The organism is bacterium, from assembly GCA_035295165.1.
GTDB lineage: Bacteria > Sysuimicrobiota > Sysuimicrobiia > Sysuimicrobiales > Segetimicrobiaceae > JAJPIA01.
In genome coordinates this window covers 24,893-46,211 of sequence record DATGJN010000089.1, presented here as the reverse complement: position 1 = coordinate 46,211, position 21,319 = coordinate 24,893, and the positions used below count along the sequence as shown (strand labels likewise).

General features: G+C 69.7%; 20 protein-coding genes and 1 tRNA gene. 1 reads left to right on the top strand and 20 read right to left on the bottom strand.

What is annotated here, in order from left to right:
- Nucleotides 1–36: 36 nt before the first annotated feature.
- The 8 genes from VKZ50_14575 to ispE all read right to left on the bottom strand — a co-directional run bounded on the left by VKZ50_14575 (nucleotide 37) and on the right by ispE (nucleotide 6,129).
- A tRNA-Gln gene (locus tag VKZ50_14575) sits at nucleotides 37–110 on the bottom strand.
- Nucleotides 111–204: 94 nt separating this feature from the next.
- Complete coding sequence (locus VKZ50_14570; protein ID HLJ60946.1) at nucleotides 205–585, bottom strand: RidA family protein; 381 nt, start codon at nucleotides 583–585, stop codon at nucleotides 205–207.
- A gap of 128 nt (nucleotides 586–713) precedes the next feature.
- Nucleotides 714–1,199 carry a flavin reductase family protein gene (locus tag VKZ50_14565; GenBank protein HLJ60945.1) on the bottom strand — a complete coding sequence of 162 codons (486 nt, stop codon included), beginning with the start codon at nucleotides 1,197–1,199 and terminating at the stop codon, nucleotides 714–716.
- 101 nt (nucleotides 1,200–1,300) lie between these two features.
- On the bottom strand, nucleotides 1,301–2,749 hold the full coding sequence (locus VKZ50_14560) for a TolC family protein (protein ID HLJ60944.1): 1,449 nt from the start codon (nucleotides 2,747–2,749) through the stop codon (nucleotides 1,301–1,303).
- 16 nt (nucleotides 2,750–2,765) lie between these two features.
- On the bottom strand, nucleotides 2,766–3,419 hold the full coding sequence (locus VKZ50_14555) for a TetR/AcrR family transcriptional regulator (GenBank protein HLJ60943.1): 654 nt from the start codon (nucleotides 3,417–3,419) through the stop codon (nucleotides 2,766–2,768).
- 137 nt (nucleotides 3,420–3,556) lie between these two features.
- The gene (gene purR, locus VKZ50_14550) at nucleotides 3,557–4,402 is read right to left on the bottom strand and encodes a pur operon repressor (protein HLJ60942.1); all 846 of its coding nucleotides are present in this window, start codon (nucleotides 4,400–4,402) and stop codon (nucleotides 3,557–3,559) included.
- On the bottom strand, nucleotides 4,399–5,253 hold the full coding sequence (locus tag VKZ50_14545; GenBank protein HLJ60941.1) for an NTP transferase domain-containing protein: 855 nt from the start codon (nucleotides 5,251–5,253) through the stop codon (nucleotides 4,399–4,401). Before VKZ50_14545 ends, purR begins: the two co-directional genes overlap by 4 nt.
- Before the next feature lie 9 nt (nucleotides 5,254–5,262).
- The gene (gene ispE, locus VKZ50_14540; protein ID HLJ60940.1) at nucleotides 5,263–6,129 is read right to left on the bottom strand and encodes a 4-(cytidine 5'-diphospho)-2-C-methyl-D-erythritol kinase; all 867 of its coding nucleotides are present in this window, start codon (nucleotides 6,127–6,129) and stop codon (nucleotides 5,263–5,265) included.
- Nucleotides 6,130–6,366: 237 nt separating this feature from the next.
- Here ispE and VKZ50_14535 point away from each other — a divergent pair, with 237 nt between their 5' ends.
- Entirely contained in the window at nucleotides 6,367–7,671 is a 1,305-nt protein-coding gene (locus VKZ50_14535; protein ID HLJ60939.1) for an LCP family protein, read from the top strand.
- Here the strand turns inward: VKZ50_14535 and rsmA are convergent.
- The 12 genes from rsmA to VKZ50_14475 all read right to left on the bottom strand — a co-directional run bounded on the left by rsmA (nucleotide 7,668) and on the right by VKZ50_14475 (nucleotide 21,297).
- Nucleotides 7,668–8,504, bottom strand: coding sequence for a 16S rRNA (adenine(1518)-N(6)/adenine(1519)-N(6))-dimethyltransferase RsmA (rsmA, locus tag VKZ50_14530; GenBank protein ID HLJ60938.1), 837 nt, complete (start codon nucleotides 8,502–8,504; stop codon nucleotides 7,668–7,670). The genes VKZ50_14535 and rsmA overlap by 4 nt on opposite strands.
- A 92-nt stretch (nucleotides 8,505–8,596) precedes the next feature.
- Nucleotides 8,597–9,631 (bottom strand): ubiquitin-like domain-containing protein, encoded by a 1,035-nt coding sequence (locus tag VKZ50_14525; GenBank protein HLJ60937.1) that lies wholly within the window; start codon nucleotides 9,629–9,631, stop codon nucleotides 8,597–8,599.
- Nucleotides 9,632–9,978: 347 nt separating this feature from the next.
- Complete coding sequence (gene mce, locus VKZ50_14520) at nucleotides 9,979–10,428, bottom strand: methylmalonyl-CoA epimerase (protein ID HLJ60936.1); 450 nt, start codon at nucleotides 10,426–10,428, stop codon at nucleotides 9,979–9,981.
- Nucleotides 10,425–11,363: a methylmalonyl Co-A mutase-associated GTPase MeaB gene (meaB, locus tag VKZ50_14515; GenBank protein HLJ60935.1), complete on the bottom strand. Its 939-nt coding sequence runs from the start codon at nucleotides 11,361–11,363 to the stop codon at nucleotides 10,425–10,427. The genes mce and meaB overlap by 4 nt, the downstream gene beginning before the upstream one ends.
- Nucleotides 11,364–11,367: 4 nt before the next feature.
- The gene (locus VKZ50_14510; GenBank protein HLJ60934.1) at nucleotides 11,368–13,074 is read right to left on the bottom strand and encodes a methylmalonyl-CoA mutase family protein; all 1,707 of its coding nucleotides are present in this window, start codon (nucleotides 13,072–13,074) and stop codon (nucleotides 11,368–11,370) included.
- 54 nt (nucleotides 13,075–13,128) lie between these two features.
- Nucleotides 13,129–13,671: a biotin/lipoyl-containing protein gene (locus VKZ50_14505; protein HLJ60933.1), complete on the bottom strand. Its 543-nt coding sequence runs from the start codon at nucleotides 13,669–13,671 to the stop codon at nucleotides 13,129–13,131.
- Nucleotides 13,668–15,149: an acetyl-CoA carboxylase biotin carboxylase subunit gene (locus tag VKZ50_14500; GenBank protein ID HLJ60932.1), complete on the bottom strand. Its 1,482-nt coding sequence runs from the start codon at nucleotides 15,147–15,149 to the stop codon at nucleotides 13,668–13,670. Before VKZ50_14500 ends, VKZ50_14505 begins: the two co-directional genes overlap by 4 nt.
- A 63-nt stretch (nucleotides 15,150–15,212) precedes the next feature.
- Nucleotides 15,213–16,769, bottom strand: a complete 1,557-nt coding sequence (locus VKZ50_14495; protein ID HLJ60931.1) for a carboxyl transferase domain-containing protein — start codon at nucleotides 16,767–16,769, stop codon at nucleotides 15,213–15,215.
- Nucleotides 16,770–16,777: 8 nt separating this feature from the next.
- Nucleotides 16,778–18,046, bottom strand: a complete 1,269-nt coding sequence (locus VKZ50_14490) for an RNA chaperone Hfq (protein ID HLJ60930.1) — start codon at nucleotides 18,044–18,046, stop codon at nucleotides 16,778–16,780.
- A 107-nt stretch (nucleotides 18,047–18,153) separates the two neighbouring features.
- Nucleotides 18,154–18,735 carry a GerMN domain-containing protein gene (locus VKZ50_14485; protein HLJ60929.1) on the bottom strand — a complete coding sequence of 194 codons (582 nt, stop codon included), beginning with the start codon at nucleotides 18,733–18,735 and terminating at the stop codon, nucleotides 18,154–18,156.
- On the bottom strand, nucleotides 18,735–20,777 hold the full coding sequence (gene ligA, locus VKZ50_14480) for an NAD-dependent DNA ligase LigA (GenBank protein ID HLJ60928.1): 2,043 nt from the start codon (nucleotides 20,775–20,777) through the stop codon (nucleotides 18,735–18,737). Before ligA ends, VKZ50_14485 begins: the two co-directional genes overlap by 1 nt.
- 238 nt (nucleotides 20,778–21,015) lie before the next feature.
- On the bottom strand, nucleotides 21,016–21,297 hold the full coding sequence (locus VKZ50_14475; GenBank protein HLJ60927.1) for a MoaD/ThiS family protein: 282 nt from the start codon (nucleotides 21,295–21,297) through the stop codon (nucleotides 21,016–21,018).
- Between the last annotated feature and the right edge of the window lie 22 nt (nucleotides 21,298–21,319).

The following is a 21,319-nucleotide window of genomic DNA, read 5'->3' as shown; positions in this document are numbered from 1 at the left end:
GTGATGCGTCGGGGACGCCGCCGACCCCGGTGCGGATGGCTGGGGGGCCAGGATTCGAACCTGGACACTCAGATCCAAAGTCTGATGGCCTACCGTTAGCCGACCCCCCACCGCTCCACAGCGATGGTAGCGTAACCTACCCGGAGCCGCAAGCGGCGCCGGACGCGAGGCCGGACCGGCGGTCGGACCGCGGGCACGGTCCGTTCAGACGAGCGCGATCACCTCGATCTCGACTGCGGCCTCCCGGGGGAGTTTCGCGACCTGCACGGTCGAACGGGCCGGCGGCTGCTCGCGGAAGTACTCGCCGTAGATCTCGTTCATCGTCCCGAAGTCGTTGAGATCGCGGAGGAACACCGTGGTCTTCACCACTCGGTCCAGCGATGAGCCGGCGGCGGCGAGCACGGCTTTGAGATTCTCCATCACGCGTTTGGTCTGCGCGCGGATGTCCCCGGGCACGAGCTGTCCCGTGCCGGGATCGAGCGGCACCTGTCCGGCCGCGTACACCATACCGTTCGCCACGACCGCCTGTGAGTACGGGCCAATCGCCGCTGGCGCCGCGTCAGTCCTCACGATCCGCTTGTCCATTGCCCTCTCCCTCCTCGATCGTGCCGGGATCGCCGCGCACCACGGGACGGGCCCCGGCGTCTCTTCGTGCAGAGAAGTTCGCGCCGGCGCGGGGCGCGGCCTTCAACGGGCGCCCGGGAGGACGCGCGCTATGGCTCGGCGAGCGTGCGGTACGCGCGGTGAAAGTACAGGAGCGGGCGGCGCCCCGGCGTGCTCGCGGCGGCCTCGACCGCCGCGACGAAGATCGTGTGGTCGCCGCCGGGATGCGCCGCAGTGATTCGGCACTCGAGATGCGCCACGCACCCGTCGAGCAGCGGCGCGCCGACGCGCCCGGATCGAAACGCGATGCCGCGGAACGCATCGGGCCCTTCCGGCCGGTCGTTGGCGGAGAAGAAGCGGGACACGGCTTCCTGCCCCGCGGCGAGGATATTCACCGCGAAGACGCCGGCGCGCTCGAGCACCTCGTGGGACAGGCGCTGCCGCTCGATGCAGATGAGCACGAGCGGCGGGACGAGCGACAGGGACGCAAACGCGTTGACGGTCACGCCGTGGGGCCCCTCCGGGCCCGGCGCGGTGACGACCGTGATGCCGGTGGCGAAGTGGGCGAGCGTCTCGCGAAACAGCGCTTCACTCACGCCATCCTGCGGATCCACACGGCCGCCCCTTCCCTGGGGATGCGATTGAGGCGCGCCGGGTTCGCCCGCACGCCGCCTCCCCGAACGCCCACGACGCGCCACTACGGTCGGTTAGGCACCTGAACCTGCGTGCCGACCGCCTGATCGATCTGGGCCAGCGCCAGGTTGTAGTTGTACTCCGCCGCGATCGCGCTGCTGTCGGCCGATGCCGAATTCTGGATCGCGGTCACGACCTCTAGTTGCGTGCCGACGCCTGCCTGGAACCGCACGTTCGCGATGCGGAGCTGCTCCCGGGCGGACACCAACCCCGCTTCGGCGGCGGCCAGCTGCTCCGCCGACTGCTGAAGATTCAGGTAGGAGGTGCGCACCTGGCTCTCCACGCTCTGCTCGGTCTGCTGCTCGCTCACCTGCGACTGCTGCAGCTGCACCTGCGCTGCCTCCACCTTCGATTTCGTCAGCCCGCCGTCGAAGATCGTGAGCGTCAGCGCGATCGTCCCGGTCCAGTCCACCGGAGGGTTCGACAGATTGTTCGTCTGGATGAACGGTCCACCGGACACCGTGATGTTCGGCCGCAAACCGGCGTGGGCGAGGTCGATCGCCGCCTGCGCGCCCGCGATGTTCGCGCGCGCCTGCTGTAGTTCGGGACGCTGCCGCAGCGCCATCTGGATGAGCGCGTTCAGGTCCTGCGGCGGGTTCGGCAGCCCGAGCGGCGTCGCCGGCGTGATGATCGTCGCCTGCGGCAGGTTCAACACGATCGCCAGCGTGTACTGAGCCTGCACCGCGGCGGCCTTCTGTTGGGTGAGCACCTGTTGCGCACTCGCGAGCTGCGTCTGTGCCTGAAGCAGGTTGAACTGCGGAGACGTGCCCACGGTGACCTGCGCCTGCGTCACGCGCACGTTCTCCCGTGACGCATCCACCGCCCGCTGAGCCGCGGCGACCTGCGCCGCGGCGGCCTCGACATTGTAGTATGCCTGGCGCGCCTGCAGGACGATCGTCGCCGCCTGCGCGGCGAACGCAGCCTGATCCGCCGCCACCTTTTGCTGCGCGATCGTGATCTGGTCCTGAAGCGCGTTCCCGGTGTACAGCGGATACGTCAACGCGAAGCTCGTCGCGTAGGCCGGGGTCTGCGATCCGGGGAGAGTGATCGACGTGCTGAAGGGGGTGGGAACCCCGCCGATCGTGATGCTCCCCTGGATCGGCAGGGTCTGCGGGTTCCCCGCCGTCTGCTGCGTATAGCCCGCCTTGTACTGCACGGTAGGCCACAGCCCGGATTCGGCTTGGGCCAGACTCGCGCGGTCAAGCGCGACCTGCAACGCGGCCTGCTGGATCACGTAGTTCTTCTGGAGCGCGGTGCCAACCGCGTCGGTGAGCGACAGGGGCTGCCCCTGGCCGATCGTCGGCACGGCCGGCACGGCGGGAATCGTCGGCAGGCCAGAACCGGACGGCGGCGTGTACGGCGTCGGCGCCGCGGGTGGCTGCTGCGCCGCGGCGGGCAGCGCGAGAACGACGCAGAAGAGCACAAAGGCAGCGCGATGGAACCAGACGGACATGCTGAACCTCCTCGATCTAGAGCGCTTCGCTTGACCCCGCGGGTGCCGGACGCGCCACGAGACCGTACAGAATCAGGGACACCATCGCCCCCACGTAGTCCTCGTCGGCGTGTCGGGCCGCGGACGCATCCACGTCGAGCACGTGCTGGACCATGATATGGCTCATCAGCATGCGAAAACAAATCGCCGCGGTCAGCTCCGTCTTGACCGGCCGGAACACCCCTTCGGCGATACGCCCCTGCAGATACGTCTCGAGCCGCGCCACAAACGGCTCGCAGAGTCTTGCAAAGAACTCCTGCCGCAGACTCTCGTGCAGATCGGCCTCGTGCACGCTCAGTCGCAGAAACGGCGCGTATCTGGACAGGCTCGTGATGCGGCTCTGCAGGAGCCCGCGGAGGAACGACTCGTCATCGCCATCCGTAAGCGCGTTCCCGTTCGTCGCTACCGAGGCCTCCTCGGCGATCAGTGCAAACACGCCCCGGAGTACCTCCTGCTTGCTCGGGAAATAGAGGTAGATCGTGCCTTCGGCCAGCCCCGCCGCTGACGCGATCTCTCGGATCGTGGCGCCGTGAAACCCCTTCTGACTGAACACAACGAGCGCCGCCCGGAGAATCTGCCCGCGGCGTTCCTCCGCCCTCTCGTCTCTCGCCGCTTCGCTCAGGCGTACCATCGCCAACCCCGCATGCCTGTCACTTTACACTCCCCCGCCGCCGTTCTATGTGTTTAATGAATGGGCGCTCATTCAGCATACCCTGCAGGTCTCGCCATGTCAACAACATGCTGCATGCCGCGATTCCTTGGGACCGCTCACCGACCGGTTACATCGGCCATCTGTCCGAGCGCCCACCGGCTCGGAGCGATCCGGACGGTCCCCTGGCTCTCGTCCACGCCATCGAACGTCAGCACCGACACGTATCCATCAACCAGTTTTTCCCGTGGCTGGACGGCCTCGATCAATACCCCAATGCCGACAACGTCCGCCTGGCACTCGCGCATCAGATCGTACACGCCGCGCGCGGTCCCACCGCCCCGGAGAAAATCGTCGACGAACAGCGCCCTCGCGCCGGGTGGCACTGCGCGGAGCGGCAGCGTCATCGACTGAACCGTTCGGGACGACCCGGAAACGTAGTTGACCGTCACGGACGATCCTTCGGTGACGCGCCCGCCGCGGCGGATCGTCACGAGCGGGACGTTGAACGCGCGCGCTGTCATCAGGGCGAGTGGGATCCCCTTGACCTCCACCGAGAGCACCACGTCCGGCCGGCGGTCCGCGAAAAACGTCGCGAACGCGTCGCCGAGTCGCCCGATCAGCGTGGGCAAAGAGAGCAGGTCGGTCGTGTAGAGGAACCCGCCTGGGAGAATCCGCGCGGGGTCGCGGAGTCGGCCGGCGAGGTCCTCGGCGAGCCCGCGGATCTGCGCCGGGGTGCAGAAGGGTGCGTATCGCACACCCCCCGCAGCACCGGCGAGTGTCTCGATCCGACCGAGCTCAAGCAGGTCGCACACCTGCCGTAGCGCGGCGACGTCCTCGCTGATCGTGGACTTGGCCGCGCCGAGCGCGTCCATGAACGTGCCAAGCGAAAAGAGCTTGTGCGGCTCTTGGAAGAGGCGGTGGGCGATCGCCACCATGCGGTCGCCTCGCCGCAGCCGCCTCACCGGTGCTCCCCCGCCTCGGTCCCATGGGACGCGACGGCCTGCGCGGTCAGCCAGCCTTCCGCCAAGACCAAGTCCTCGGCGCGGTCCACGTCGACGGCGATTTCCGGCTCATGACAGATCACCGCACGCGCGCGAACACCGGCGATCGTAGCCACGCGCGCTTCCAGGCCCGAGATTCGGAGGCGGCCCGTAGCGAGACCGAGAAGCGTCGCAGGCCCAAACAGGCGCGCAAGATCCCACGGCCGCTTGCGTGCGCGAATCGCACGCTCGAGGACGGGCCGCGCCCGCTCGAATGCCCGCGGGCGCAGCAGCACGAGGCTGCCGCCTGTAAACACGCCATCCCGCAGGCGCACAAACGTCTTGCGCGCGTCCGGATAGACGCGCATCACGTCGGCTCTCGGCACGACGCCGTACACGATGTCGGCATCGAGCGCGAGCGCGGCGTCGAGAAAGGCCGACACCGCCAGGGGAGTCAGGAGGGGAACGTCCGCCGCGACGGCGAGCACGGGCGCGTCTCCGGGAAGTTCAGCGAGGGCCGCGGCGAGGTTCTCGAGCAACCCGCCGCGCTCTCGCACCGTCACGTCCACCACGGCCGCGAGTGCCGGCGGGGGCGTCTCCGGTCCAACCAAGATGATGCGGCGGGTCCGGTTCGTCCCGCGCAGCGCATCGAGCACAAACTCCACCATCGTCCGGCCGCACAGAGGCGCGAACGCCTTCGGTAGCGGCGCGCCCGTCAGTGCCGGGTCCGGCTTGCCGCCCGCCAGCACCACCACGGTGACCGCGAGCACGTCGGAGACTCCGGCGTGCGCCTGCCCGGCGCGCGGCCCGGGACTCGTCTGCGCGTCGGGCATCCGGACCGGCTAACGCTCCTCGGCGAACGTACGCGTGACGATGACCTCGAGATCTCCCGGCTCCGACAATGCGGCACCGATCGCCCGCGCGTCGGCCTCGTTGGCGGCCAGCGCGAAGACCACGGGACCCGTACCGGACAGCGCCACGCCGAGCGGCTTGTGCGCGAGCATGCGGTCGCGCACGGCCGCGACCGCAGGGTAGTGGGCGGTCACGACGTCTTCGAACACATTGCACACAAGCCGGCCCACCTGTACCGCGTCCTCCGCCTCGATCGCGCGCACGACGGCTTGGGTGTCGGGGCGGCGGTGAGTGTCCGGATGATCGAGCACGCGATACGCCCACTCCGTCGAAATCTGAATCGGCGGACGCGCGAGCACGACCCACGTCGTCGGAAGCGGGCGCAGCGGACGGATGCGCTCGCCCCGGCCCAGCGCTAGCGCGGCGCCACCGGCGAGAAAGAACGGCACGTCCGACCCGACGTGGCCGGCGAGATCGAGCAGTTGCCCGTCGGACAGACGCAGCTTCCACATCTGCGCCAATCCGAGGAGGGTCACCGCCGCGTCGCTGGAACCGCCACCCAGCCCCGATGCGATGGGGATACACTTGGTGAGCTCCACTTCGACCCCCTTCGGAATCCGGAAGGCCTCTTTGAGGTGTTGGGCGGCCCGGTACACGATGTTCTGTGTATCCGGCGGCACATCGGGGCTCGCGCAACGGATCGTGATCCCGCTGTCGCTTTCGCGGAGGATGATCGAATCGTGCAGTTCGACGGTGTGCAGCACGGTTTCGATGTCGTGATAGCCGTCGGGGCGGTCACCAAGAACATCGAGCGTGAGGTTGATCTTCGCGTACGCGTTCAGGTGCAGCTCTTTCAATGCCGCAACCTCCCTCCCAAAAACACAACCCGCGGAGCCACCCTCAGGCGGCCTCCGCGGGATGAATCACGGACGGCACGACGACCGGCGGTATCGGCGTTACCCATGACCGGCGCATCTCCGGTCCTCCTTCGCCGGGAACAACTTGCCACTGTCCCCCTTTTCTCGCCGCCTGCGTAGTTTCCTCCCTTGTCCTCGCGCCTTGACACCTTCCATAAAACGCCTATGATGTGGGTTATGGCCAACACCCCCGACGACTCCTCATCGCTGCCGCCTCTGGAGGCCGACGTTGCGCCCGAGGCGGAGTCGGCGTCCACCCCACCGGCCGCGCCGCGGCCGCCCAGATGGCCGCAGGTCGTCCGGTGGACCTTGCTCGGGGTATTCATCGCGTTCACTCTTGGACTGGCCGGAGTCGCCGGATACGTGAGCATGCATGCGACGCCCGCGGGGCCCACGTTTGGGTGGCCGCTCAAGATCACCGGCCGCACCAACATCCTGATCATGGGACTCGATCGCACCGTCAGCGACCAGAATCCCAACGTTGAGTACCCGGTGAGCCGCACGGACACGCTGATTGCCGCGAGCTTCGACCCGGCAACACACCACGTCTATCTTCTGAGCATCCCGCGCGACACGCGCACGGCGATCCCCGGCCACGGGTTCGACAAAATCAACGCGGCACACGCGTACGCCGGAGCGCCGCTGACGACCCGCACGGTCGAGAACCTGCTGGGGGTGCCGTTCCCCTACTACATCGAGCTCCACGTCCGCGGTCTGGTGCATCTGATCGACGCGGTCGGCGGCGTCACCGTCCGTATCCCCACGGATCTAAACTACGACGACAACTGGGACGGGCTCCACATCCATTTGAAGCGCGGTCACCGCCGCCTCGGCGGTGCCGAGGCGATGGAGTTCTCGCGGTTTCGCCACGATCCGCTCGGCGACATCGGGCGGATCCAGCGCCAACAAGAGGTGCTGGACGCGTTGCTCGTGGAGCTGCGCCAGCCGCGGATCGCGCTGCGAGCGGACCGGGTGCTCACCGTGCTCCGACAGGACACCACCACGAACCTCGACCAAACGCAACTCGTCGCGCTCGGGGTGTTTGGGGCCCGCCTGCCCCAGGGGGGGCTCGTCCGCGAGACGCTGCCGGGGCGCTTCGGCGGATACGACGGCTACTGGTTACCGGATCCGGCGAAGGATCGGGCGCTCGTCATCAAATTCTTCTACGGGATGGATGCCGCGGCGTTCTCCGGCACGACGATCGAGGTCGTGAACGCGAGCGGCAGCCGAGACATCGCCACGGACGCGCTCGCCCGCCTCAACGCGCTCGGACTTCGCGTCGTTCGCGTGGCCACGGCCGCCGACGCGTCCGAGGCGGTACTGATCGTGCACCGCGGCGATCCCGCCGTGGCGCACGTCGTTGCCGGGATCATCGGGGTTCGCCGAATTGTGAGGACACCCGCGCAGGGCGGCCCCGACCTGTCCGTCGTCCTGGGGCGGAATCCCGAGGCCGCAACGCCCGACCCGCCCGCGCACCGTTAACCGGCGGGACGCCCCGGCACCGGATGCAGGGCGCGCGCGAGTGCGCCCAGCGCGTCCAAGCCCAATCGCTCGGCGCGCACCCCCGGCTCGATGCCGCACTCGGCGCACGCGGTTGCCACCACGCCGGCCGGCAGGCCGAGCCCGTGAGTCAGCGCGTTCAGCAGCGTCTTCCGCCGCTGTCCGAATCCGGCCGCGACGATCCGGAAGAACTCATCGGCGTCGGGCACGGCGACGCGGGGTTCCGGGGAGGGCACGATTTGCACGACGGCCGAGTCGACGTCGGGAGGCGGGAGAAACGCCCCCCGCGGGATCCGGCACACGACCCGGGCCGCACCGCGAAACTGGATCGCGATGGACAGCCGCCCGTAGGCCGCGGTCCCCGCCGAAGCGGTGATCCGCTCAGCCACCTCGCGTTGCACGGTCACGACGAGGCGCTCGATCCGAAGCGCGGGGGCGAGCAGCCGGATCAGCACCGTCGCCGCGATATTGTAGGGAAGATTGGCCACGATCTTCCGGGGAGCGTCCGGGGCTCCCCCGAAGAGCCGATCCAGAGGAAGCTTGAGCACGTCGCCGGCGACGATCCGAGCAGCGGGATACGCGGACAGGGTGTCGTCCAGAACAGGAATCAGGCGCCGATCGAGCTCCACTGCGGTGACATGCCCGGCCCTCGCGGCCAGCGCCTGCGTGAGCGTGCCGAGTCCCGCGCCGATCTCAAGCACCGCGTCGGCCTCGGAAAGCGCGGCCGCGGCCACGATCTGGTCGAGCGCGCGCTGGCTGACCAGGAAGTGCTGCCCGAAACGCTTGAGCGGTCGAATGCCGAACCGTCGAAGCACGGCCCGCGTGCCCTGGGGCGTGACCAGCGAGGACTCGGGTGGGATGTGCTTCCCTCGGCGCGGAACACGGATCCGCGCGAAAATGGCCGCGGTCAGCGGCCGCCGATGATGTAGACCTTGACCTCCCGGCGGCCGAACTGGATCGCCTCGCCGTAGCTATTGTAACAGAGGTCGATGCGGCGGCCTCGGATCGATCCGCCGGTGTCCCCGGCCACCGCGTACCCGTAGCCCTCGATGTACAGGTGGCTCCCGAGCGGGATCAGCGACGGGTCGACTGCGACGATGCCCCGCTGCGCAACCATGCCGATCGCGGTTCGGGGGCCGACGCCGCCGCCGAAGTTGTTCGGACCGGGGTAGTAGGCGGTCGCTTCGAGCATCATGTACTCTCGCCCGGCGAACTCCCCGCGCGAGGCGATCATGGCCCGCGTGCCGACGGCGATCACTCGGGGCGTCGGGGCCTGGGCCACCGCCCACGCCCGCGGCTCCATCATCGCCGGCTTGCCGTTCGCGTACAGCACCCTGACGCTGCGCTCCTTGGTTCCGACGCGGCCGGTACTGCGCACCACCGTGTTCCCTTTGAAGAGGCTGACGTCGTTCACGACCGCCGAGCCGAACGGGATCGCTCCGTACTCGACCCACGTCCGCCACTCCCGCCGTTCGATCGTGACCCGAGCGCCGGGACGCAGGGCAGCCTGCAGGCCCGGGTACACCTTGTCGATCGGCCCCACCCGAATCCCGAGCGTCCGCAGGGCTTCTCCGACGGTCTCCGCGGCGACCCGCCGCGGGTAGGACCGGCCGGCGACCACCACGGAGAACGGAACCGCGCGAACCACCGTGACCCGCATGTCCGGCCACACGAGCGTGTCCGCGGCCGGGGTCACCCGATCATCGGCCTGGAGCGAGATCCCGCCTGCGGCGAGCACGCCGCCGACGGTTCGCTTGAACGTATGGACGGTCATGTCCTTGCCGTCCACGGACACGTCGACCGTCCTGAGGATTGGGAGTCCCCAGGTTCCGGAGATCGTCACGACGGCCAGCAGAAGACCGAGTCCCGCGCACGCGTACACGACCGATCGAACCGAGCGGAGCCGAAGGCGCCTAGCGAGCGCAGCGGAACCGTAGGACATCGCCTCTTGCACGGGCTCCCCCCCTTCGCCGACGTCGATCAGTCCTGGGTAGAAACTCCCCCAAAAACCTCTCCGGGTCCGTCAGGTTTGATGGAGGATTGATTGAAGCCTGACGGATCTTTCGGAGCTCGAGCGCTGCGGCGATGAGGGTGCGATTCCTCGAGCGACACATAGCGGACACATCGGAACTATAGACTGAATCGTCCAATAGGGATTATACCTATAGACGAATTTCAATGCAAGGGGTGAGGGTGCTGAGGTTTCCCTGCTATTAGCTTGTTCCGCCTCGCGACCGGTGCTGCTCCGTGCTGACTCCCCGCCTCGAGGTTACCGCCAGATCGCGAAGGTCACCCGCTGGTGTCGCGATCGTCCGCTCGCTCGACCAGCTCAACAAGCAGGCCATGCGTGGAACGCGGATGGACGAACGCCACCTTCGTCCCGTGGGCCCCGGGGCGCGCCGTCTCGTCGATCAGGCGGAAGCCGGCAGATCGGGCGACCGCCATGGCGGCGTCGATGTCGGAAACCTCCAGAGCGACGTGGTGCACCGCCTCGCCGCTTGCGGCCAGAAACCGTTCCAGAGGCCCGGCGCCGGTGGGTTGGACGAGTTCGATCGCCCCCGCGCCGATCGGGACGAACGCGATGCGCACGCCCCGCGACGGCAGGCTCTCACGGCTTTCAGACGCCAGCCCGAGCCGATTGCGGAACCATTCCTCCGCCACCTCGAGCTGACGGACGACGACCGCAACGTGGGCCAGCACCGGCGCGCGCCTGGCCTTCCCGGGGGTCCCTGCGCTCATTGAAGGCCCGCCCCGCTGAGCAGCGTGTCCGCGGCCGTGTAGAGGTCCGTCTCCCCCCGGGCGACGCGGGAGGCAAGCGCGTCCAGACGCTCTGCGCCGATCGCGCCGAGGATCCGGTTTCTGAGGCGAGATTCGGCCACCATCAGAATCTCCTCCCGCCGTCTGGCGAGGCGCCGCCGTTCCAAGAGACGGTGGGCGGTCTGGTACTCCCGGTGCCGGGAGATCTCCGCGAGGATCTCGGCCACCCCGGTCCCATCGGTCGCGGTCGAGAGCAACACCGGTGGCCTCCACCCCCGTCGGTCAGGCGCGAGTCCCAGCATCGTCTTGATCTCCGTCGCGGTCCGGTCCGCGTCCCCCCGATCCGCCTTGTTCACGACGAAGAGATCGGCGATCTCCATGACGCCGGCCTTGAGCGTCTGCACGCCGTCTCCCAGGTGCGGTACGGTCACTACGACTACGGTGTCCGCGAGTCGCACCACGTCGACCTCCGCCTGGCCGGTGCCGACGGTCTCCACCAACACCAGGTCGCAGCCCGAAGCGTCAAGGACGTCCACGACCCCCGTGGTCGCAGGAGCAAGCCCGCCGAGGTAGCCGCGCGTGGCCATGCTTCGCACAAACACTCCGGGATCGGTACTGTGATCCTGCATGCGGATGCGGTCGCCCAGGACGGCACCTCCGGTGAACGGACTCGTCGGGTCGACCGCCACGACGCCGACCCGACGCCCGTCGCGCCGGATCGTCCCCACGAGCGCGGCGATCAGCGTGCTCTTGCCGGCACCGGGCGGACCGGTCACGCCCACGACGTACGCACGCCCGGTGTGGGGGTGCAGCTCGCGAAGCACCGCCACCGCGTCGGCGGGCCGGTTCTCCACAAGCGAGATCAGCCTGGCCACCGCATGGGGGGAACCCTGGAGCACGTCCTTGGCGAGCGTCACCGGATTAAACCACGACCGGTGGGCGATACGCCCCGAACGTCCGCCGCAGCGCGTCGCAGATCTCGCCCACCGTCGCGTAGGCGCGCACAGCCTCCAGGATCGACGGCAGGAGGTTTGCCCGTCCCCCTGCCTCCCGACCCAGCGCCGTCAGGGCGGCATTGACGCGCGCCCCGTCCCGCTCCGCCCGAACGCGCCGCAGCCGGGCCTGCTGCCGGTCGATGACCGCCGGATCCACACGGAGGATCTCGGGCGGTCGCTCTTCAGCGGCCTGGAAGCGATTGACGCCCACGATGACGCGGTGTCCGGCCTCGACGTCCTGCTGGTCTCGGTACGCCGCCTCGCCGATCTCCCGCTGCACGTATCCCGTCTCGATCGCCCGGAGCATGCCGCCGATCTCGCGGACGCGGTCGAGATACGCCACCGCCCGCCGCTCGATCTCGGTCGTGAGGGACTCCACATAATAGGAACCGGCCAGCGGGTCGATCGTATCGGCCACCCCACTCTCGTGGCCGATGATCTGCTGCGTGCGCAGGGCGAGCAGCGCCGCCTCGTCCGTCGGCAACGCGAGCGCCTCGTCCCGGGCGTTCGTGTGGAGCGACTGGGTGCCGCCGAGGACGGCCGCCAGCGCTTGGACCGCGACGCGCACGACGTTGTTGTCGGGTTGCTGCGCGGTCAGCGAGACCCCCGCGGTCTGCGTATGGAACCGGAGCATCCACGATCGCGGGTCCCGGGCGCCGAATTGTTCCCGCGTGATCCGGGCCCACAGCCGGCGCGCGGCCCGGAACTTCGAGACCTCCTCGAAGAACCCCATCTGCGCGTCGAAGAAGAACGCGAGCCGCGGCGCGATGTGATCGACGCCGAGTCCGGCGGCCCGCGCGGCCTCGAGGTATGCGATCGCGTTCCCGAGCGTGAACGCGACTTCCTGGACCGCGGTGGCGCCCGCCTCCCGGATGTGGTAGCCGCTGATGCTGATCGGGTTCCATCGGGGGAGCCGCTCGGCACAGAACGCCATCGCGTCCGTGACCAGGCGGAGCGACGGGCCGGGTGGGTAGATGTAGGTGCCTCGTGCGATGTATTCTTTCAGGATGTCGTTCTGGGTGGTGCCGGCCAACCGCGCGGGCGGGACGCCCTGCCGCTCGCCCACCGCGAGGTACATGCACAGCAGGATCGCGGCGGTGGCGTTGATGGTCATCGAGGTGCTCACGCGGTCCAGCGGGATGCCGTCGAAGAGCACCTCCATGTCTGCGAGCGAATCGATCGCAACGCCGACCTTCCCGACCTCGGCCTCCGCCAGCGGGTGGTCCGAGTCGTATCCCATTTGCGTGGGCAGGTCGAACGCCACCGACAGCCCGGTCTGCCCCTGCTCGAGCAGGTAGCGGAACCGCTGATTGGATTCCTCCGCGCCACCGTAGCCGCTGTACTGGCGCATCGTCCACAGTCGGCCGCGGTACATCGTCGGATAGATACCGCGGGTGTACGGGTACGCGCCCGGGAACCCCAGATCGCGCTCGTAGTCAAGCGACGCGACATCGTCCGGTGTGTAGATCCGCGCCACCGGGATCTGCGATGACGTCGCAAACGCCCCGGCTCGCTCAGGGGCGGTGGCGAGCGCGGGGCCGAGCACCTCGGCCTCCCACCGATCCCGCCGCCGGTCGGACCCAGGGGCAGCCCCGCCGTTCCCGCGCCGCGTTCGATCCGAATCGCCAGGCATCGCCGCCCACCCCTCTGGCCTACCTTACGAATTCGCCCGGATGACGCTGTCCCGTCAACCGATGGTCACCAACACCTGCCCGCCCGCAATCTCGACGCCCGCCTCGACGTGCACGCGCCGGACGGTTCCCTCGACCGGCGAACGAATCTCCATCTGCATCTTCATCGCTTCCATAATAACCAGCGACTGCCCGCTGGCGACCTCGGCGCCCTCGGTCACCCGAACGGCGACCAGGAGCCCCGGCATGGGCGCCCGCACCTCGCTGCCGCCGGCCGCGCCGGCGGCACGGGAACGCGATGTCGTCCCTCGGCGGCCCCGCAGGACCTCGACCGTGTACATCTCCCCGTCCAGCACGAGCGTGTGGCGTCGGGGCCCGCCGGGGTCGTGCCGCCCGAGGATCCCCCCGTCTGCGGAGCCGGGCACGATCCCCAGGTCGTGCGACACGCCCTCTACGATCACGGAGTACCAACCGGGGACGATCTCGGCGATGTCAACCTGCCGCGTGCGGCCTCCCGACGATGCGAAGAGCGTGTCCCCGTCGTCTTCCACGACGACCTCGATCTCCGCGCTGCCGATGCGCACCAGGTACGCGGTCACGACAGCGCTTCCCGCCTCGCCGCCGCCTTCCAACCGGGGGCCTCCTGGACCGGGAGCGTCGGCGGACGGCGGCCGTCGCGATGCGCCAGCACGACGGCCGCAACAGCGGCGAGCGCCGGGTCGATCGGCGCACGGCGGGCCCATTCCAGGTCGGTAAACCGCGTGCTGTACCGCCCCGCGGCAAACGCGGGATGCCGGAGCGCCCACCGGTGGAACGGAATCGTCGTCGGAACGCCGGTCACAACCATCTCCGAGAGGGCCGCCGCCATTCGGGCGATCGTCTCCTCCCTCGTCTCGCCCCAAGCGATGATCTTGGCGAGGAGCGGGTCGTAGTGCCGCGTGACCTCGATCCCGGAAACGAGCGCGGCGTCCACGCGGACCCCCGGCCCGCCGGGCAGGATGACCTCCCCGACGCGCCCGGCCGACGGCAGAAACTGCGCCGCCGGGTCCTCCGCGGAGACCCGGCACTCGATGGCGTGCCCCCGAAACACGATGTCCTCCTGCCGCAACGGCAGCGGCGCCCCCGAGGCGATCTCCAGTTGCAACCCGACGAGATCGATGCCGGTGACCAGTTCGGTCACCGGGTGTTCCACCTGCAGCCTGGCATTGATCTCGAGGAAGTAGAACCGCGGGCCGTCGACGAGGAACTCCACGGTGCCAACGTTACGGTAGCCCACGGCCCGCGCGGCCTCGGCGGCCGCCGCGCCCATCGCCCTCCGCAGCCGGCCGTCGAGCGCTAAGGACGGGGCTTCCTCGAGGAGCTTTTGATGCCGCCGCTGGATCGAGCACTCGCGCTCCCCAAGGTGCACCACCGCGCCGTGGGCGTCCGCTGCGATCTGCATCTCCACGTGGCGGGGATCATCGACCCAGCGCTCGAGGTAGACGCGGTCGTCGCCGAACGCCGCGCGCGCCTCCCCGCGGGCCAAGCGCAACGCCCCCGGCAGGTCTTCGGCGCGGCTCACGCGGTGGATGCCCTTGCCGCCGCCGCCGCCGGCCGCCTTGATCAACACCGGGAAGCGGATACGGGCCGCCGCGGCCGCCGCCTCCTCATCATCCACGGGGTCCGTCCCGGGAAGCACCGGAATGCCCGCGGCCCGGATCGCCCGCCGAGCCTCGGCCTTGTCGCCGCAGCGCGCAAGCGTCTCCGCCGTGGGACCGATAAAGACCAGACCCGCGTCGGCGCACGCCGACGCGAACGCGGGGTTCTCCGCGAGAAACCCGTAGCCGGGATGGACCGCGTCCGCGCCCGTCTCGCGCGCTGTCTCCACCATTGCGGGGATGCGCAGGTACGACTCCGAGGCGGGCGCGGGACCGATCCGACGCGCCTCGTCGGCGGCGCAGACGTGGGGCGCCGACCGGTCCGCGTCGCTGTACACGGCCACGGTCGCGATGCCCCGCGTGCGGCAGGCGCGAATCACACGCAGCGCGATCTCACCGCGGTTGGCGACGAGGACCTTGTGGATTGCGCGACCGACCATGGTCACTCAGTTCGCGGCGCGCGCCGCGGAGTCATGCCGGCACGGTACCTCGTCCCCGGCGCGTCAGAGCGGGATGTTCCCGTGCTTCTTCGGGGGGTTGCGATCCCGCTTCCCCTGCAGCGCCTCAAGGGCCGAGATCAGGCGCGGCCGCGTCTCCCGGGGCTCGATCACGTCGTCCACGTAGCCCCGAGCCGCGGCGATGTAGGGGGTGGCGAACTGCTCGCGGTATTCGGCCACGAGCCGGGCGCGTGCGGCCTCGCGGTCGGGCGCCTCGTCCAGCTCTCGGCGGAAGATGATATCGATGGCGCCCTCCGGTCCCATCACCGCGACCTCCGCGCTGGGCCACGCCAGGTTCAGGTCGCCGCGGATGTGCTTGCTGGACATCACGTCGTACGCGCCGCCGTACGCCTTCCGCGTGATCACCGCGAGCTTCGGCACCGTGGCCTCGCAGTACGCGAACAACAGCTTCGCCCCCTGGCGGATGATCCCGCCGTGCTCCTGGACGGTCCCAGGCAGAAACCCCGGCACGTCCACGAACGTGACGAGCGGGATGTTGAACGCGTCGCAGAATCGGACGAATCGGGCGCCTTTCACGGAGCTGTTGATGTCCAGCACACCGGCGAGGACCGCCGGCTGCTGGGCTACGATCCCGACGGCGCGACCGCCGAGCCGCGCGAACCCCACCACGAGGTTGGCAGCGAACGCCTGGTGCACCTCGAGGAACTCACCGCCGTCGACAACGCGAGCGAGCACGTCGCGCATATCATAGGGCTGGTGCGGGTCCAACGGCACGATCGTATCGAGCAGCGGGTCTTGGCGCCCCGGATCGTCGGCGCACGCCACCCGCGGGGCCTCCTCGAGGTTATTCTGGGGAAGGTACCCGAGGAGGCGTCGAATCAGGTGCAGACCGTCCGCGTCGCTGTCCGCCACGAAGTGCGCGACGCCGCTCTCGCCGGCGTGCACCTCCGCGCCCCCCAACTGCTCGAACGTCACGTCCTCGTGGGTCACGGCCTTCACGACTTGGGGCCCGGTCACGAACATGTAGCTCGTGCCGCGCACCATCACGGTAAAGTCGGTGATCGCCGGCGAGTACACCGCCCCCCCGGCGCAGGGGCCCATGATCGCCGAGATCTGCGGGATGACGCCGCTTGCGAGCGTGTTCCGGAGGAAGATCTCGGCGTACCCACCGAGGCTCACAACCCCCTCCTGGATGCGGGCGCCCCCGGAATCGTTGAGGCCGATCACCGGGGCGCCATTTCGCATGGCAAGGTCCATGATCTTGCAGATCTTCTGCGCGTGCGCCTCACCCAGCGAGCCACCGAGCACCGTGAAGTCCTGCGAGAACACGTAGACGAGGCGGCCGCCGATTGCCCCATAGCCCGTGACGACGCCGTCCGCGGGCGCTTCGACCCGATCCATCCCGAACGCCGTGGCGCGATGCGTCACGAACCGGTCGAGCTCCACGAAGGTGCCGGGATCCAGCAGCTCCGCCAGGCGCTCGCGTGCGGTCAGTTTGCCGGCCTCGTGCTGGCGCGCGATGCGCTCCGGGCCGCCACCTGCCTCCAGACGGGCCCGCCGGGCGCGCAACTCCGCCAGGCGGGCCTCGCGGCCGTCCGACACCGGCGAGGTTACGCCTCCGCCCGGGGATCCGTCAAGGGACGGATCGAGAGGATGGCGTGCTTGTACACCAATTCGGTCGCCCCGTTCACCTCAAGGAGGACACTTTCGGTGTCCACATCCCGCAGCACCGCGGGGTGCAGTTCGTAGCCGTCGCGGCAGCGGACGTGCACCGGCGTGCGGTTGGCGATCAGCGACTGATACCACACCTCCTCGATCGAGACACGACCGGGGCCGGATGGAACGGCCCCCGCGTGCGGGAGGTCCTGACGCACGGGCATCGCCGTCACTCCCTTCTGCACGGACCGGATCTGCGGCAACACCGGCGGCCCGTCCGGATCCTCGCCGTTCGGCAACTCGGCCGCGTGCGCCCCGGTCGCGCGCCCGGCAAACGCGGGCGCCCGGCGCATGTACATGCACTCCGGCGCCCCGTGGAACGCCCCGGGGCCACGGCCCGCGCCGGACTCCCCGGCTCCCGCAGGCGTCCCCCGACCGGCCTGCGGCACGGCGTCCCGCGGAGATTCCCTCGCCGAGCCGGGATCCCCTTCGCTATCGCCCGATGACGGCGCGCGCTCGGCGGATTTCACATAGCGGCGCATCGCCTCGAGCCTGGCCCGGCGGTTATCCGGCAACGCCGCGACGATCGCGACTTGCGCCGACAACTTCGCCACGGCGTCCAGGGTCGCAGCAACCGCGGCGTCCGACGATGCGTCTTCCTGCGCGATCCCACAGGCGCGCACGTCGCCACGCGCCGTGGTCACCGAGACGCCGACCAATACCGTCGGCCGGCCGGAGAACGTCACCAGCGAGGCCTCCTCGGCGGCGATCTTCCGGTACGACGGATCCAACGACTCGCGCGCCCCGTCGACCGTGGCCGCGGCGAGCGTGCGGAGGCGGTGCGCAGAGCCGACCGGGCCCCGGGCCCGACCCGACACGACGCGCTCCCCACCGCCGCGCGTCCACGCGAGTTGAACCACCGCCGTCATCTCGGCCGCCCCGACGGCCTCCTCGACCCGCAGCACGCGAAACGGGGAACGCGCATCCGGCCCCGTGCGCGGCTGCGCGATCTGAATGCGCCAGGGCTCGATCGGTATGCCGTACGAGGACACGAGCGCGGTGCCGACGCCGCGCCGCACGGCGCGCACGTCCGCGGCGGGATCCACCGTGACGTACACCTGCGCGATTTCTCCGCCGTGCGTCGTGAACACGCGGGCGGCGGTTACGCCGTCGAGGGCGCCGATCAGGCGCTCGATGTCTTCCGCGAAGACTTCCTTGGGCATCGCCCGGCTATTCTCCCAGCGGCAAAGGCGTCCCTGCCCAGCCGGCATGTCACAAGGACGAAACGCCGCGAAGCGTCCGGTCAGGACGGCTCCGGCGAACGTCGCGCCTAAAACGCCGGCATCGCCGCGGGCCGCTCGATCGGCTGGTCGATCATCACCCCTTCGCCGCCGAGCGCCCGCACGTGACGTCCGCCGATCAGTATCTGAACCGCATGGACCTCAGGGACTTGCGTCGCCGTGTACACGACTTGCCACACGCGCGCCAACATGCTCGTGCTGCCGCCGCCAGCGGAGAACGCGGCCGTCAGATCTACGGTCGCCACGTCGCCGTTCAGGGCCACGCTCCGAAGACCCGTCCCGGTCGGGATCTCGCTGACGATCCCCTTCGCCCGCTCCGCGGCGGACGGCCCGGCCAGCAGTCGGCGGAGCGCCGTCTCCGCGCGGGCGTTGGCCGCGCCCGAGACGGCGGGGCGCGGCACCTCGACCAACACGCCCGTCCGGCCGCCGTTTGAGTAGCGGACGAAGAACAGCACCATTCCCGCCCGCGACGCCGGACGCGGCCCGGCCACATGCAGGACCCGAGCGCCGATCACAACGGCGACCGCGAGCACCGCCAACGCGAGGACCCACCACAGGGGACCCCGATTCGCGGCCCGCCGTCTGGCCCCGCGCCCGCGTCGTCCCGCCATCACTCCCCTCCCACCAGCGCGAGAAACTCCGGCTCGGTCAGCACCGTCACGCCGAGCTTCCGCGCCCGCTCCATCTTGCTCCCCGGCGCATCCCCCGCCACAAGATAATCCGTGTGCGCGCTCAGCGTCTCGCTCACGGCGCCGCCGAGCGCCCTGACCCGCTCGCCAGCCTCCCGGCGCGAGAACCGGTCCAGGGTCCCCGTGAACACGAACATCTTCCCCGCCAGCCGGCCTCCCGGGCGCGGAGGAGCCTCGACCCGCACGCCGGCGTCCCGCAGCTTGCGCAACAACTCCCGCGTCTTCGGGCGGCTGAAGAACTCGATGACGCTCTCGGCGATCGTCGGCCCCACGCCCGGGATCGCACTCACCTCGTCGACCGCCGCGGCGGCGAGCTGGTCGATGTCGCCGAAATGGTCTGCCAGAACCTCCGCAACGTGGACACCGACGTGCCGGATCCCAAGACCGTACAACAACCGCGCCAGCGACGTCCGGCGGGCCCGGTCGATCGCGGCGATCACGTTGTCCGCGGACTTCTCCGCCATGCGGTCGAGGCTCAACACCTGCTCCCGCGTCAACCTGAACAGATCCGCGGGATCGGCGATCAACTCGCGGTCCAGGAGTTGCTGGAGAATCTTCGGGCCGACGCCGTCGATGTTGAGGGCGTCGCGGGAGGCGAAATGGATGAGCCGTTCCAGGATCTGGGCCGGGCACACCGCGCCCCCGGTGCACCGCCACGTGGCTTCTCCTGGGCGCCGCTCGACCGGCGAGCCGCAGACGGGGCAGTGCTGCGGCATCTCGAACGGACGTTCCGCGCCGCTCCGCTTCTCGGTCAGCACCCGGACGACCTCGGGGATGACCTCGCCCGCGCGGCGCACCACGACCGCGTCGCCGATGCGCACGTCCTTGCGCCGCATCTCGTCTTCGTTGTGCAGGGTCGCACGCCGCACGATGACCCCGGACACCCGTACCGGCTCCAGATCGGCGACCGGTGTCAGGGCGCCGGTGCGCCCCACCTGTACGAAGATGTCGCGCACCCGCGTCTCGGCCTCCTCGGCCGGGAACTTGTAGGCGATCGCCCACCGCGGCGCCTGGCTCGTCGCCCCCAGCTCGGCCTGCTGGTCGAGCGAGTCCACCTTGATCACAACCCCATCCGTGCCGTACGGCAGCGTGGCGCGGCGCTCGGTCCATTCCCGGACATATACCAGCACATCGTCGAGGGACGCGGCCTGGCGCGCGTGCTGGTTCACTGGAACCCCGGCCTCGCGGGCCCAGGCCATGCTTTCCCAGTGCGAGCGAAACCGACGGCCCCGCACCTCGCCGAGCTGATACACGAACAGCGCGAGCGGCCGTCGTGCAGTCACCGCCGGGTCGAGCTGCCGCAACGACCCCGCCGCGGCGTTGCGGGTGTTGGCGAACGGGATCTCCCCCGCCGCGACGCGCTCCTCGTTGATCGCGTCCAGGGCCTGGTTCGGCAGATACACCTCGCCGCGCACCTCGACGAACGCCGGCGGGTTCGCTTCCCGCCGCAGACGCAGCGGCAGCGACTCGACCGTACGGAGGTTGGCCGTCACGTCTTCGCCCCGAACGCCGTCGCCCCGCGTCGCGCCGCGCGTAAACACGCCGTCCTCGTAGATCAGGGAGATCGCGGCACCGTCGAACTTCAACTCGCAGTCGAACACGACGGTCTGGCCGGCCAGCCCCATTTCGACGCGCCGGTGCCACGCCCGGAGATCGTCCTCGTCAAACGCGTTGGCCAGGCTGAGCATCGGCTGCGGGTGGACCACGGGGCGGAACGCCTCGCTCGGCGGCGCGCCGACCCGCTGTGTCGGGGAGTCGGGCGTGACGAGATCGGGGTGCGCGGCTTCGAGCTCCCGAAGTTCCTGCACGAGAGCGTCGTACGCTTCGTCCGAGATCTCGGGGGCGTCGAGCACGTGGTACAGGTACGCGTGACGACGGATGCGATCCCGGAGCGCCTCGACCCGGGTCGCCAAATCTGGCGACGCCCGGCGCGCCCCGCGTGGGGCGGCGGTTTTCCGGCTCACGGTGCCTCCGCCCCGAACGGGGATCGCGGTGTTGGGGACCTACGCACGAAGGGCCTCGCCACGTGCATCACCGTCAGGGCATTCGGCGCGGACCACACCCCTCCCTAGCGGCCCGCGCGAGGCGGGCGACGTGCCGCGTCGTGTCCCAACGTCGTGCGCGCTCACGCGACGCGGCGGCGGCGCCCCGGGGGCGCCGCCGCCTGGATCGATCGGAGAACACGCGTGACGACGGCTGTGCCTAGCCGGCCCCACCCGCCATCGCCGGGACGATCGACACCTCCGCACCGGCGCCGAGCGGCGTCTTCAGGCCGGCAAGAAACCGGATGTCCTGTTCATTCACGAAGATATTCACGAATCGGAGCACGTCGCCCCGCTCGTCCACCAACTTCTCTCGGATACCGGGGTACCGTTGCTCGAGCTCGTCGATCACCTGCCCCAGGTCCCCGCCGCTCACCTCGATGACGCGCTCGCCCTTCGTCAGCCGGCGCAGCGGGGTCGGGATCCGTACGTGTGCCGCCATCTCCTCACCTCCACTGAGAGCT